11 protein-coding genes and 2 pseudogenes are annotated in these 13,709 nt (G+C 63.0%); 5 read left to right on the top strand and 8 right to left on the bottom strand.

The features are described from left to right. Positions 1-338: 338 nt before the first annotated feature. Entirely contained in the window at positions 339-788 is a 450-nt protein-coding gene (locus J6497_RS03540; RefSeq protein ID WP_225702843.1) for a universal stress protein, read from the bottom strand. 527 nt (positions 789-1,315) lie between these two features. On the opposite strand from J6497_RS03540, the pseudogene J6497_RS42415 reads away from it, so the two are divergent. Continuing rightward, a pseudogene (locus J6497_RS42415) lies at positions 1,316-3,511 on the top strand (methyl-accepting chemotaxis protein). 40 nt (positions 3,512-3,551) lie between these two features. Here the strand turns inward: J6497_RS42415 and J6497_RS03520 are convergent. The 6 genes from J6497_RS03520 to minC form a co-directional block, all read right to left on the bottom strand. After that, complete coding sequence (locus tag J6497_RS03520) at positions 3,552-5,792, bottom strand: xanthine dehydrogenase family protein molybdopterin-binding subunit (protein ID WP_225702840.1); 2,241 nt, start codon at positions 5,790-5,792, stop codon at positions 3,552-3,554. After that, positions 5,789-6,253, bottom strand: a complete 465-nt coding sequence (locus tag J6497_RS03515) for a (2Fe-2S)-binding protein (RefSeq protein WP_225702839.1) — start codon at positions 6,251-6,253, stop codon at positions 5,789-5,791. The genes J6497_RS03520 and J6497_RS03515 overlap by 4 nt, the downstream gene beginning before the upstream one ends. A 261-nt stretch (positions 6,254-6,514) precedes the next feature. Beyond that, entirely contained in the window at positions 6,515-6,820 is a 306-nt protein-coding gene (locus J6497_RS03510; protein ID WP_225702838.1) for a hypothetical protein, read from the bottom strand. Then, positions 6,817-7,101, bottom strand: coding sequence for a cell division topological specificity factor MinE (gene minE / locus J6497_RS03505; RefSeq protein ID WP_225703209.1), 285 nt, complete (start codon positions 7,099-7,101; stop codon positions 6,817-6,819). The genes J6497_RS03510 and minE overlap by 4 nt, the downstream gene beginning before the upstream one ends. Continuing rightward, positions 7,101-7,916 carry a septum site-determining protein MinD gene (minD, locus tag J6497_RS03500; RefSeq protein ID WP_225702837.1) on the bottom strand — a complete coding sequence of 272 codons (816 nt, stop codon included), beginning with the start codon at positions 7,914-7,916 and terminating at the stop codon, positions 7,101-7,103. The genes minE and minD overlap by 1 nt, the downstream gene beginning before the upstream one ends. A gap of 19 nt (positions 7,917-7,935) precedes the next feature. Further along, positions 7,936-8,637 (bottom strand): septum site-determining protein MinC, encoded by a 702-nt coding sequence (minC, locus tag J6497_RS03495; protein WP_225702836.1) that lies wholly within the window; start codon positions 8,635-8,637, stop codon positions 7,936-7,938. A 121-nt stretch (positions 8,638-8,758) separates the two neighbouring features. Between minC and J6497_RS03490 the strand changes: the two are divergent. Further along, a pseudogene (locus J6497_RS03490) lies at positions 8,759-8,929 on the top strand (aromatic ring-hydroxylating dioxygenase subunit alpha); the annotation flags it as partial. 158 nt (positions 8,930-9,087) lie between these two features. Then, positions 9,088-11,409, top strand: a complete 2,322-nt coding sequence (locus tag J6497_RS03485; protein ID WP_225702835.1) for a mechanosensitive ion channel domain-containing protein — start codon at positions 9,088-9,090, stop codon at positions 11,407-11,409. Positions 11,410-11,432: 23 nt separating this feature from the next. On the opposite strand, the gene J6497_RS03480 is transcribed toward J6497_RS03485, so the two are convergent. Further along, positions 11,433-11,765, bottom strand: coding sequence for a hypothetical protein (locus tag J6497_RS03480; RefSeq protein WP_225702834.1), 333 nt, complete (start codon positions 11,763-11,765; stop codon positions 11,433-11,435). A 53-nt stretch (positions 11,766-11,818) separates the two neighbouring features. Here J6497_RS03480 and J6497_RS03475 point away from each other — a divergent pair, with 53 nt between their 5' ends. Together J6497_RS03475 and J6497_RS03470 are read left to right on the top strand one after the other, a co-directional pair. Beyond that, complete coding sequence (locus J6497_RS03475) at positions 11,819-12,772, top strand: ABC transporter permease (protein WP_225702833.1); 954 nt, start codon at positions 11,819-11,821, stop codon at positions 12,770-12,772. Then, positions 12,769-13,668 carry an ABC transporter permease gene (locus J6497_RS03470; protein WP_225702832.1) on the top strand — a complete coding sequence of 300 codons (900 nt, stop codon included), beginning with the start codon at positions 12,769-12,771 and terminating at the stop codon, positions 13,666-13,668. Before J6497_RS03475 ends, J6497_RS03470 begins: the two co-directional genes overlap by 4 nt. The last annotated feature ends 41 nt before the right edge of the window (positions 13,669-13,709 follow it).

Below are 13,709 nucleotides of genomic sequence, written 5' to 3'. Positions count from 1 at the left end.
CAACACTCCCGTCCACCGCATCCCACCGCAACGTTCGTGACGATCGCGAAGCGCCCCTCAATCGGGTGAGACACGCGGACTATTAGACTGATTTGCATTTCGGAAAAACAGAAATATTTTTTTCACGCGGACTGGACACGTTTTTGCTGATTTGCCCGTCCTGGTTGTTGTGTCGCACCCACGCGCCTTTATTGTCCTTGCGCCCATAGCGAAGCAGGCCACAGTTGAAAGGCCATGCTGGACTCTACGCCTCAACCGAGTGCTCGACAGGTCCGCTTTCTGGCGAAGTCCAGCCCAAGAGCCGGTTTCACCACATCCTGCACTGCCATTTACGTCTGTTACCGCACTACCAACACCGGTACGCTTCCGTCCGCTAGGACCTCCGATGTTTGGCTCCCCAACAATAGCTTCCTGAGGCCGCGACGCCCATGAGAGGCCATGACGATCAAGTCGCAGCCTCTGGACTTTGCGGTTTCGATAATCGCAGTGGCTGGATGCGCATTCGGAACATGCAAGAGCTCTGCAGACATCCCGATCTGCTCCGCCATCGCTCGAACTTCATCGAGAACTCTGCCCGCACCTTCCTTGCGGGCTGCATCAAAGCTATCAAACATTTCCTGCGAGGGAATCCATCCCGCGTGCCCGCTCCCATAGTCTACCGTCAGCGGTTCCGTCACGGTGATGACTGTCACTTTAGCGTTCAAGGCATTTGCTAACGCAATCCCATGCTTAACGCCTTTTCTCGCGACATCCGATCCATCCGTGCTCAAGAGAATATTGGCGTACATTTAGGGGCTCCCTTGCTCGTCGGACACTTTCCCTGAAAAGGTGATCTTTACTTATATGGTCCGGTCGCCGCCGTCCGTCTACGGGTCCAATCTCAAAGTTCATTCGTGGACCAACGAGCGTCCGGTGATGGCCCCGAGCCGGCCTGCTTGCTCAAGCGCCGACGTCCGCTCCTAAGCGCGAACCAGCTATGCGAGGCAATCTCGATGCCGAGATGTCCGATGCGCTCGGCAGGCGCGTCTAAACAAAATCGATGTGCTTGTTCAGCGGCAGTGCGCGGATGCGGCGGAGCGATCTATCGACGTGAACAGGGCCTGCAAGCTCGCCAGCCCATCCAAGATGCCGCTCTTCAAAAGTGTCGCAAGACTGCGACACTTTTGCCCGCGTGGTGATACCGGCTGACGGATGCCGGTATTTTCTCACCGCGCGTTAACTCGAATTCCGGAACGTGGTCGCACAGACGTCGCGTTCGAACAGCTCTCCGAGCTCTTAGATGGCCGCGGCGCGCCGTAAAATTTGAGAGAGAAAGATGCGCCGATTTTCCTTTGCGGCAATACGCTCCATTCAAACAAAGATAGCTTTCATCGCGGGATTGTGCCTCGCGATCACCTGTATCGTCCTGATCGGGTACAGCCTGTTCTCCATGCAGAGCATGAACCGCTACGTCACGCACGAGGTAATGCAGCTCGTCGACCGCCAGACAAAAGAGAGCCTGATGAATCGCGCGTCCGCCGAGGCCAATGCGATCAAGGTGGAGCTGGACGTCGGATTCGATGCGGCGCGGACTATGGCGCACACATTCGCGATGCTGGCCGACCCGAAGAACAGCGGCACGCCCGCAGGCGCTCGCCGCGCCCAGTTCAACGCGGTCCTGTGCCATGTGCTAGAGCTCAACCCGGCCTTCAACGGCACCTACTCGGCGTGGGAGCCCGGCACCCTGGATGGCGATGACGCAACCTTCAAGGGTCGCAAGGACGCGGGATCCGACAATACTGGCCGCTTCCTGCCTTATTGGACGCGAAACGCCGGCGGTGCGATCGCCGTTCAGCCGCTGGTGGAATACGACAGCAAGGAGTTGCACCCCAACGGTCTGGTGAAAGGCGCTTGGTACATCAATCCGAGCAGTACCGGGAAGGAGAACATCCTCGGCCCGCTGCCCTTATATCGTCCAGGGCAAGCCCGTCTTCCTGGCCACAATGTCGGTGCCGGTGATGATCGATGGCAAGTTCCGGGGCCTGGCGGGCGCGGATTACAATCTCGATTTCGTGCAGAAGCTCGCCCTGAAGATCAACGCCTCGTTGTTCGACGGCAAGGGAAAGGTCGCGATCCTTAATGACACAGGTCTGATCGTCGCCAACAGCGCAAATCAGGACGTCATCAGGAAGGCCGCCTCGGAGGCCGATCCGCGCTGGGGCGAAAGCCTCGCCATCGTGCGCGCGGGCCAGCGGACCGTTCTTGACGATCCCAAGTTCGCCAGTATCGACATCTATTCGCCGATCAAGTTCGGCCTCACGGAAAATCCCTGGTCCGTCGTCATCTCTATCCCGAGGGATGTCGTCCTGGCCTCGGCGCGCCAGCTTGAAGTTTCGCTTTCCGACCGCTCCACCTCGAATGCGTTCTGGCAACTCGGCGTCGGGCTCGTGATCACAGTGATCGCGATCTTCCTGATCTCCGTGGCGGCGCGCAGCATCGCTCGCCCGATCCAGGATTGCGCGAATTTCGCTAATGGTATCGCCAGGGGCGACTTCAACCAGAAGCTCGTCATCGACCAGGCCGACGAGGTCGGCAGGCTGGCCGCGTCCTTGCGAACCATGCAGGGTGACCTGAAGGGCAGCATCGAGCAGCGCGCGGCGGATCAGGCGGCCGCGGACGAACAGCGGCGACGTGCCATGAACGAGATCGCCGATCATTTCGAAGCGTCGGTTGGCGGCATCGTCGAGACGGTGTCGGCCGCATCGGGCACACTGGAGACTTCCGCAGGCACCTGAGTACGACTGCGGAGCGCGCGCAGGAGCTTGCGGTGACGGTTGCATCTGCGTCCGAACAGGCGTCGACCAATGTCCAGTCCGTTGCTTCGGCGACCGAGGAGATGGCCTCATCCGTCACCGAGATCAGCCGCCAGGTCCAGGAATCGGCGCGGATGGCGAGCGAGGCGGTCGACCAGGCTCGCGCAACCACCGACCGGGTCGGCGAACTCTCGAAGGCGGCCGCGCGGATCGGCGACGTCGTCGAACTCATCAATTCCATCGCGGGCCAGACCAACCTGCTGGCGCTCAACGCGACGATCGAGGCTGCGCGGGCGGGTGATGCCGGACGCGGCTTCGCCGTCGTCGCCTCCGAGGTCAAGGCGCTCGCCGAGCAGACGGCACGCGCGACCGGTGAAATCGGCCAGCAGATCACGGGAATCCAGACCGCGACCCAGGAGTCGGTCGGGGCCATTCGCGAGATCAGCCAGTCGATCGAGCGCCTGTCGGAGATTTCGGCCACGATCGCGGCCGCCGTCGAGGAGCAAGGCGCCGCCACGCAGGAAATCTCGCGCAACGTCCAGCAGGCGGCGCAGGGCACGCAGCAGGTGTCGTCGAACATCACCGACGTGCGGCGCGGCGCAACCGAAACCGGCTCGGCCTCCTCCGAGGTGCTGTCCGCAGCCCAGATGCTTTCGCGCGACAGCGGCCGCCTCAAGGTCGAAGTCAGCAAGTTTCTCGCTTCAGTCAGGGCAAATTGATTGGAATTCCTGACCGCTTCACACTTTTCCGGATCATGCTCTAGGCAAAATCGATGTGCTTGTTCAACGGCAGTTCGCGGATGCGCTTGCCGGTGGCGGCGAAGATGGCGTTGGCGAGTGCTGGAGCGGCGGGAGGGACCGGGGGTTCGCCGATGCCGCGGATCGGGCTGCCGCTATCGACGGCGCGAACTTCGATCGCCGGCGCCTGATTGAGGCGCAAGCCCTGGTAGACGTCGAAGTTCGTCTGCTCGGCGACGCCATCCTTGAAGGTCAGCTCGCAATTGATGGCGTGGCCCAGTCCCCAGATCACGGCGCCCTGCACCTGGTTCTCGAAGTTCACGGGGTCGAGCACCTTGCCGACATCGGCGGCGACGAACACCTTGTCGATCCTGATGCCGCGCGGCGTGTTCGAGACCTCCACGACCTCGGCCACCGGCACGCCGAATGACAGCGTGAACGCGACGCCGCGGCCGCGGTCCTTGCCGGGATCGCTGCCCCATTTCGACATCTCGCCGACAGCTTCAAGCACCTTGCGCGACGGCCCGTGCCAGCACAGCCGGATCAACTCCTGCAGCGGATCGGCGGCCGCCGCGTGGATCAACTCGTCGAGGAAGCCACTGTGCAGGAAACCGTTTGCCGACGCGCCGACGGAGCGCCAGGAACTCACCGGCACCAGCTCCGGCACGCGATAGCCGGTGACGCGATAGTGCGGAATCCGGAACGGCTGGTCCCAGGCGCCCGCCACGATCGCGATATCCGGCCCGTAGGTCGGCATGTGCAGCCGGCCGATCTGCGAAGCGGTTACCGACGGACAGGCGACCTTCAGGTCATAGGCCTCGACCTTTGCATCCTTGACCGCGCCGCGCATGCGCGCCATGCCGAGCGGACGCGGGAAGTCGTGGGTCATGTCCTCTTCGCGCGTCCAGATCATCTTGATCGGATGCCCGCGATGCGCCTTTGCGAGTTCGACCGCCTGACGGACATAGTCATCCTCGAGGCGTCGGCCAAAACTGCCGCCCGACATCAGCGAATGAAGGTAGACGTTCTCCGCCGCAAGCCCGCTGACCTCGGCCGCCGTCGCCACCACGAACAACGGAATCTGCGTGGCCGTCCAGATGTCGAGCCGTCCGTCCTTGAGCTGGACCACGGCGTTCATCGGCTCGAGCGGCGCGTGCGCGAGATATGGCACCTTGTATTCGGCCTCGATCACGCCACCACCCTGCAGCGCCGTCTCGACATCGCCCTCATCCTTGAGCCGGCTATCCTGCCGCTCATCGGTGAACGAGGACGCGACCGTCTCGAACATCGCCGCGCTGGATGGTGGATAGGGCGCCGGTCCCCAATCGCATTTGACCAACTCCGCCGCCTTGAAGGCGCGCCAGGTGTTGTCGGCAATCACACCGATGCCGCCGGTGATCGGCACGACGGCGATAATCCCCTTTGCCTTCTCCGCCGCGCTTGCGTCGTAGCCCTTGATGCTGCCGCCGATGGCGGGATTAGCGCGGACCGTCGCATAGACCATGCCGGGCATCCTGATATCGATGCCATAGGTCGCTGTGCCCGTGGACTTCGCGATGATGTCGATGCGCTGCATCGGTTTGCCGAGATAGCGCCACTCCGTCTCCGGCTTGAGCCGGACCCTCCGCGGCGGCTCGATCTTGGCGGCATCCGCGGCCAAAGACGCGTAGCTCAGCGTCTCGCCGCGCGGCGTGATCACGCTGCCGTCCCTGGTCTTCAACTGGTGCTTTGGAATTCCGGTCCGCAGTGCTGCCGCCTGCAGCAGAACCTCGCGAGCGGCTGCACCGGCAATGCGCATCTTCTCATAGGCATCCGCCACCGACGACGACCCGCCGGTGATCTGCAGACCCAGGAACTTGCTCACCGCATCGCCCACAACGCGCACCGAGCGCGCCTTGAAGCCGCTATCGGTTGCCGGGACAGGAAGGCCCTCGGCGGCGGCGATACCATTGTAATATGCGCCGCTCGGCGGCCCGAAATCGATCCTGATGTCGTTCCAGGCGATATCGAGCTCCTCGGCGACCAGCGCCGCAAGCATTGAGGCGACACCCTGCCCGAGATCGGCGCGCGGCGTGATGATGGTGACGCCCGTCTGGTCGATGCGCACGTAAGGCGTCAGCGCCACCTGCCCATCGCCGAGGTCCTTGAGCAGCGGATTGATCGGCTCGCGCTTATAGGCATAGACGCCGAACGCGACGCCGCCCGCAATTGCCGCAGCGCCGATCAGAAAGGTGCGTCGGGCGATGGTGCCGACCCTGCTCATGTCGGGCGGCCCCTAAGCTCACGCGCCGCGGTCTTGATCGCGGCGCGGATGCGCGGATAGGTTCCGCAGCGGCACAGATTGCCGGACATCGCCTCATCGATATCGTCGTCACTCGGATTGCCATTGGCGCTGAGCAGCGCGGCCGCCGATATGATCTGGCCGGACTGGCAATAGCCGCATTGCGCGACCTGGTGCTCGACCCACGCCTTTTGGACCGCATGCAGTGCCGCCGGCGTGCCCAATCCTTCGATCGTGGTGACATCGGCTTTGACATCGCCGACGGGCAGCGAGCAAGAACGCACCGGCTCGCCACCGACATGCACCGTGCAGGCCCCGCACACCGCGATGCCGCAGCCATATTTGGGACCGGTGACGCCGAGCACGTCGCGCAAGACCCACAGCAGGGGCATCTCGTCTTCGACGTCAACCTCATGCGTCTTGCCGTTGACGATGAGCCGCATGCGACCTCCGGAACTTGTGCGACGACGATTCCGGATCGCGGACGCACAGCTTCTCCGCCATTCACGTCAGAGTAACGGCAGCTTATGACAAAGCCTTGGCTCTATCATAGCGGTTCGGAAGGCAGTTCACACACGCGTGTGCGCTTCGCGGCATCACGCCGCATGTTGGAGTGGCGAGTTCACCTCACCTGTCCCGCTTGCCGCCGCAAGCGAGAGAGGGGCCGCAGCTTTAGCGTGGACACGGTGGCGATCTGATTTCGGTCAGGCGCGGCGGCGCTGCGGCGGGGCGCCCTCGACATTGGCGTCCCAATGGCTCCAGCTCACGCTGGCGAGGCTTCGCCGGTCGGTGGCCAGCGGTCGCTTGGTCCGCCGCTCGTAGTCGGCGATGCAGCGCTCCGCTTCGATGATCTTCCGCTTCAGCTCGCTGATCGCTTGCTCGGTTTGCCGGTTGAAGGTCGGGATCGGAGCGCCTCCGAACCGGGCGATTTCCAATTCCTTGAGCGCAGCGCGGTGCTTCCTGACTTGCGCCCGTTGCCAGGCGATATGGCTATCGCTGTCTGCCGTCATGTCGCAGCCACCATCTTGGATCGTTGCAGAGCATTGGGCACTTCGATATCGACCTCGAGCATCGAGACAAATTTGCCCCGATCCATCTTGACCACGACTTTCTCCGGATCGAGATCGACATGCCTGGAAACCACGGCGAGGATTTCCGACCGCAGCAGTTCCAACAGTTCGGGCGCACCGCTGCCGCCGACCCCGCGTTCGTGCGCGAGCAGGATCTGCAGCCGTTCCCGCGCAACCGGCGCGGAGCCGGAGCGGCCGCCGATAAACCGCAGGAGATTCATCATGCCGCCCTCCGTCGTAATAGCCTATTCATCAATCCTTTGCGTTCAACCGGCACCGTCATCGGCACCGTCTCGCCCATCAGGCGGCGCACCGCATCCATATAGGCGCGGGACGGTGCGCTGGTCGTATTGTTCAGCGTGACCGGGCAACCGACGTTGGATGCACGGAGCACGTCCTGGCTCTCGGGGATGATGCCGAGCAGCGGCGTCGCGAGGATTTCCAGGATATCGTCGATCGAGAGCATCTCGCCACGCGAGGCGCGCGAAGCGTCGTAGCGAGTGACCAGGAGGTGCTTCTCGACCCGCTCGCCACGCTCCGCCTTCGCGGTCTTCGAGTCCAGCATGCCGATGATGCGGTCTGAATCGCGCACCGAGGAGACTTCGGGATTGGTGACGATGACCGCCTCGTCCGCATAGCGCATCGCCAGCGTCGCGCCGCGCTCGATGCCGGCTGGGCTGTCGCAGAGGATCCAGTCGAACTTGGTCTTGAGCTCGTTGATGACCCGCCGCACGCCTTCATCCGTCAGCGCATCCTTGTCGCGGGTTTGCGATGCCGGAATCAACCACAGATTCTCCAGCCGCTTGTCGCGGATCAGCGCCTGCGAGAGCTTGGCGACGCCCTGCACCACGTTGATGAGGTCGAACACGACCCGCCGTTCCGCGCCCATCACGAGGTCGAGGTTGCGCAAGCCGACATCGAAATCGATCACGACAACGCTTTGTCCGGCTTGCGCGAGAGCCGCACCGAGCGCAGCAGTGGACGTCGTCTTGCCGACGCCTCCCTTTCCAGACGTCACGACCAAAACCTTGGCCATATTCTCCTCCTTTGGTCGATCAATTCAGCGCTGTGATTTTGAGGGCATCGTCTTCGAGCCAGGCCTGGGCCGGCCGGTGGCGCAGGCTCTCGCCGATATCCTCTGCGGTCTGGTAGTAGCCATCGATGGCCAATAGCTCGGCCTCGATCCTCTGGCAGAAAATGCGTGCCGATGAATTGCCGTTGATGCCGGCCATCGCCCGGCCGCGCAGCGTTCCATAGACGTGGATGGAACCGCCGGCGACGATTTCGGCGCCCGAGCCGACCGAGCCCAGCACGGTGACATCGCCATCGGCAAAGACGATCGACTGGCCGGAACGCACCGGCTGGTCGAGCAATAGCGATGTCGGTCTCGGCTTCTGCGGCTTGGCCTGAGGCTTTTGCGGCTCAAACTGCGGCAGCCCGCAGGGCCGTCCGCCCGTGAGCAGCGGCGGCAGGCTCTTGGTGAGATGGTCGGGGCTGACGCCCTCGATGCCGAGCACGCGGATGTTTCGCTGCTCGAGGTTTGCGACGAGATGCGCGATGGCGCTCTGGCTGAGGTCCAGCGCAGCGAGGTCAAGCACCACGGGCTTGCCGACGAAAAATCCGGGCGAACGGGCGAGCGTCGCGTCGATTTCCCCAAGCCAGTCCACGATCGGGACGACAGGGGTAAACACGAACGCAACGTAGGATCGGCCCCGCATGCGGACCAGTTGACGGTTTGACTGCACAGGTGCGTCCATCGCGGCCGACTCAGCTCCTTTTCAATTGGTTAAAGATCGGTAGCCGTGGTTAATCATCCGTTAACGGCCGCACTTTTTCACGGAAAAGGGCATAAAAGGCCCCGTCACGGGATTAGCTGTCCAGATGATCTTCCTGCAGGACCGCATCATCCTGGAAAACCAGCGCCCGCGGCTGTTGCCACTGGAACCACGCGCGGAAATCCCGACCCGAGCAGACGCCTCCTCCGTGGTATACCGGCGCTGGCTGAAGGAAAAACGCGTGGTTTACGGAACCACGCTCGGGGCCGCGTAACGACAGGCGACGGCGGCATTTTCGTAGGGGTATTGGAACGTCTTCTGGCTGATGCGTTGGCAGGCAGTGAGGTGCCTGTCACAGGCATGCCAAACTATGGCCGTACCCGCGTTGAATACACGCGATTCGCGCCACGCCCTCATGATCGCTGAGATTTCATGCCGAGCAAATATCTTCGACTCCTCACGATCGCGCTTGCCTTTCTGCTGCTGACCGCGCCTGCGCGGTCGCAGATGATGCTCCCGAACACTTCGCCGCCTCCGGCCCCGCCGACCTCAGCACAGCAGGCGCAAGCGACCCTGGACATCCTGCAGGACGACCAGAAGCGGGCGCAACTGATCCAGACGCTGCAGACCATCGCGAAAGCGTCCTCCTCGCCCGCGCCGGCGCAGCCGACGGCCTCGTCGGCCTTTGCAGATAATCTCGGCGTGCAGCTTCTCGCCCAGGTCTCGGACTGGTTCGGCGACGTCTCGGACCAGCTCGCCACCGCAGCCCGCGCGGTGTCCGACTTTCCGATGATCTGGCGCTGGCTGGTCAATCTCACGACCAATCCGTACATGCAGCAGATGCTGCTCGACACGGTCTGGCGGCTTGCGCTGGTCATCGCCTGCGCGTTCATGGCGGAATGGATCATCCGCCGCGCGATCCGGCGTCCGCTCGCCGCCCTTGACCATTATATTCCGTTGCACGCGCGGCATGCCGATGTCGCGCAAGATGCATCCGCGAGCACAGCCACCGAGACGCAACCAGTCCGCCGCTGGCACTCGACACTGACTTACGTGTATCAACTCGCCATCCGCTTTCCTTTCGCGCTGGCGCGCCTCTTCCTGGACCTATTGCCCGTCGCCTGTTTTGCCGCAATCGGCAATCTCCTGCTCGCGACCGATATCGGCAGGGAAGCGACGCCGCGCGTCGTGATCCTGGCGATGGTCAACGCCTATGTGATCTATCGCAGCATTCTTGCGGTGACGGAGGCGGTGATCTCACCGGCCTCCAGCCAGCCCAGCCTGTTCATCATCCGCGACGAGGCCGCTGCCTATCTGGACATCTGGTGGCGGCGCATCGTGGCGTTCACCGTGTTCGGTATCGCCGTCGCCAACATCGCGCTGCTGCTCGGCCTGTACCGGCCGGCTTATCACGCCGTGGTCCGGCTGTTGATGCTGGTGGTGCACCTGTTCGTGGTGGTCATCATCCTGCAATGCCGCCGAAGCGTCGCCGACTGGATACGGGCGCCGGAGGGCGCGCGCGGCCCGCTGGTCGTGATGCGCAACCGCTTCGCCGACGTCTGGCATATTCTGGCCATCGTCCTCGACCTGGCGCTATGGACGGTGTGGGCGCTGCGGGTGCAGAACGGCTATGCGCTGTTGTTCCGCTACTTCATTGCCAGTCTCGCCGTACTCTTGATCGCGCGGTTGGCGTCGCTCGCGATGATGGCGGCGCTGGACCGCGTGTTCCGCATCAGCCCGGAATTCACACGCCAGTTTCCGGGCCTCGAAGCACGCGCCAACCGGTATTTCCCGGCGTTGCGCAGCATCGTCTCGGGCGTGATCTCCGTCATCACCGTGATCGCGCTGCTCGAGGTCTGGGGGTTGGATGCCGCGGAATGGTTCTCCAGCGACCATATCGGCGGACGCCTGCTATCCGCACTGATCACCGTCGCCATCGCCGGCGTGGTTGCGCTCGCGATCTGGGAAGCGGTGAATGCCGCCGTCGATCAGCATCTGCTGCAGCTTTCGCGTGAAGGACGTTACGCGCGCGCCGCGCGGCTGCGCACCTTCTTGCCGATGCTGCGCACGACCTTGCTGTCGATCATACTCACCGTCGTCGCGCTGACGGCGCTGAGCCAGCTCGGCGTCAACATCGCGCCGCTGCTCGCCGGTGCCGGCATCGTCGGCATCGCCATCGGCTTCGGCTCGCAGAAGCTGGTGCAGGATGTCATCACCGGGCTGTTCCTCCTGCTCGAGAACGCGATGCAAGTCGGCGACTTCGTTACCGTGTCGGGTCTGTCGGGCGTCGTCGAGAATCTCTCGATCCGCACGATCCGGCTGCGCGCCGGCGACGGCTCCGTGCACATCATCCCCTTCAGCTCGGTGACATCAGTCACCAACACCAACCGCGGCATCGGCAATGCCTCGGTCAGCGTCAACGTGGATTTCAGGGAAGATCCCGATCGCGTCGGCGCCGTGCTGAAGGAGATCGGCGCCGAGCTGCGCAAGGATCCCGCATTCCAGCACATGATCCGCGGTGATCTCGATCTCTGGGGCGTCGACAAGGTCGACGCGACGATGACCACTCTCGTCGGTCAGATCCAATGCACGGACTCCGGACGCTGGCCGGTGCAGCGCGAATTCTACCGGCGCATGAAGAAGCGCTTCCAGGAGCTCAACATCCAGATCGCCCGCCCGCCGCAGACGATGCTCGTGCTGCAGTCGCCGTTCGAGCGGAAGGACGAGCCGCGCGGCGCCGAAGCCGCGGAGTAGCTGCGGCTGCAATTCCAGTTGAGCTAGTTCCGCTTCGCACTTACCCCATCTCGCCGAGAGGTCGCGCCCATCGGGCGCGGCGGCTCGTGTGCGGACACGTGCGCCACTGCGGCCACGGGCCGCATCTGAATTTTCAAAAAACGAGTATGGTAGTTGCCAGCGCGCTTGAGAGCGGCCGCCTTCATGCACGAAGCTGTTGCAAGCGTGCTGGCCGGTGATACGATCCAAGCAATAGTGAGGAAACGATCGAAATTGCCGCGTTGCAACGCAAATTGAGCGGCAAATTTCTCCTCACGAAAAATCGGCAACAGACCGATTGCACGAGGGAGGGACTGCAAGGTGAGGCTGACGAACACTCGTTTCGAACTTCCGGCATGCTCGATGGCTGCGACGGCCCGCGGGTAGGCCGTTGTACGGGTACATTGTGCGCCGGCTGCTGGCGCTGATCCCTACGCTGCTGTTTGCAAGTCTGATCGTGTTCGCCACGGTCCGGATGATTCCCGGCGACGTGATTGACATGATGCTGAGCCAGAACGATCTGGCGGCCGACAAGCTGAGCCGCGAACAGCTCGTTCAGGCGCTCGGTCTCGACAAGCCCATGGCCGAGCAATACCTGATCTGGATTGCCGGCATCCTGAAGGGCGATTTCGGCCAGTCGCTCTGGCAATCCACGCCCGTCCTCGAGCTCGTCCTGCAGCGCCTGCCTGTCACATTTGAGCTCGGCGTCATCGCGCTCGCGGTGGGCCTCGTGATCGCGCTGCCGATCGGCGTCTACTCCGCCGTCCGGCAGGACACGGTCGGAGATTTCCTCGCGCGCTCCTTTTCAATTCTACTACTTGCGGTGCCGAGCTTCTGGATGGGCACCATGGTGATGGTGTTCCCGTCGATCTGGTGGGGCTGGTCGCCCGAAGTGAATTACGTGAAGTTCGGCGACGACCCGATCCAGAACCTCAAGCAGATGATCGTGCCGGCCATGGTCCTCGGCGCGAGCCTATCGGCCGTGACGATGCGCATGACGCGCACCATGATGCTGGAGGTGCTGCGCCAGGACTATATCCGCACCGCCCGGGCCAAGGGTCTCAATCAACGGCTGGTCATCATGCGCCACGCGCTGCGGAACGCCCTCATTCCGGTGATTACGCTGGTGGGCCTCCAGGCCCCCTTGCTGATCGGCGGCGCCATCGTCATCGAGCAGATCTTCGTCATCCCCGGCATGGGGCTTCTCCTGCTCGAGGCAGTGAATCAGCGCGACTATCCGATCATCACCGGCGTGTTCCTGACGGTGGGACTTGCAGTGATGCTCATCAACCTCATGGTCGATCTCAGCTACGGCCTGCTCGATCCGCGCGTGAGGACCAGATGACGGCGATCGAGCAGACCAATGCCTCTCTCGGTCAAGAGATGAGACGCAACCCGGCACTGCAGTTTCTCGGCCGCCTGTTCCGCGAGAAACCGTTTGGTGCAGCGGCCGGAATCCTCTTTCTGATCTTCGTCCTTGCCGGCCTGTTTGCAGATGTGCTGGCGCCCTATGGCTTCAACGAGATCAACCCCATCCAGCGGCTGAAGCCGCCGTCGTGGGCGCACCTGTTCGGCACCGACAATCTCGGCCGCGACCTGTTCTCGCGCTGCCTGTATGGCGCCCGCCTTTCGGTGATCATCGGCTTCTCGGCGGCGTTCCTTGCAACCGTCATCTCGGTCGTGATCGGCGCATTGACCGGCTATCTCGGCGGCCGCTTCGATCTTGTCACGCAGCGGTTCGTCGATGCCTATATGTCCTTTCCCGAGCTCGTGATCCTGATCGCTGTCGTCTCCGTGGTCGGTCCGGGCATGCCGCAGATCATCGGCGTCCTGAGCCTTGCCTTCGGCATCGCCGGTTCGCGCATCATCCGTGGCGCCGTCGTTTCAGTGCGCGAGCACATGTATGTGCACGCCAGCCAGTCGATCGGCGCCTCCACCAGCCGTATCCTTTGGCGGCATATCCTGCCCAACATCATGCCGCCGATCATCGTGCTGTTCACGACGCGTGTCGGCGCCGTGATCCTCGTCGAGTCCGGACTGTCGTTTCTGGGGCTTGGCGTCCCGCCGCCGGCACCGACCTGGGGCGGACTGCTGTCGGGCAGCGGACGAACCTACATGTTCCAAGGTCCATGGCTGGCACTGGCGCCCGGCCTCTGCCTGACCATCGTGGTCTATGCCACCAACGTCTTTGGTGATGCCTTGCGCGATCTGCTCGACCCGCGCATGCGCGGATCGCGATAGCTCGCCAGCGATAAGAATAAACAAAGAGGGAGGGAAATATG

This window comes from Bradyrhizobium cenepequi (assembly GCF_020329485.1).
GTDB lineage: Bacteria > Pseudomonadota > Alphaproteobacteria > Rhizobiales > Xanthobacteraceae > Bradyrhizobium > Bradyrhizobium cenepequi.
The sequence above is the reverse complement of the archived record's forward strand: the minus strand, read 5'-3'. Positions and strand labels throughout refer to the sequence as shown.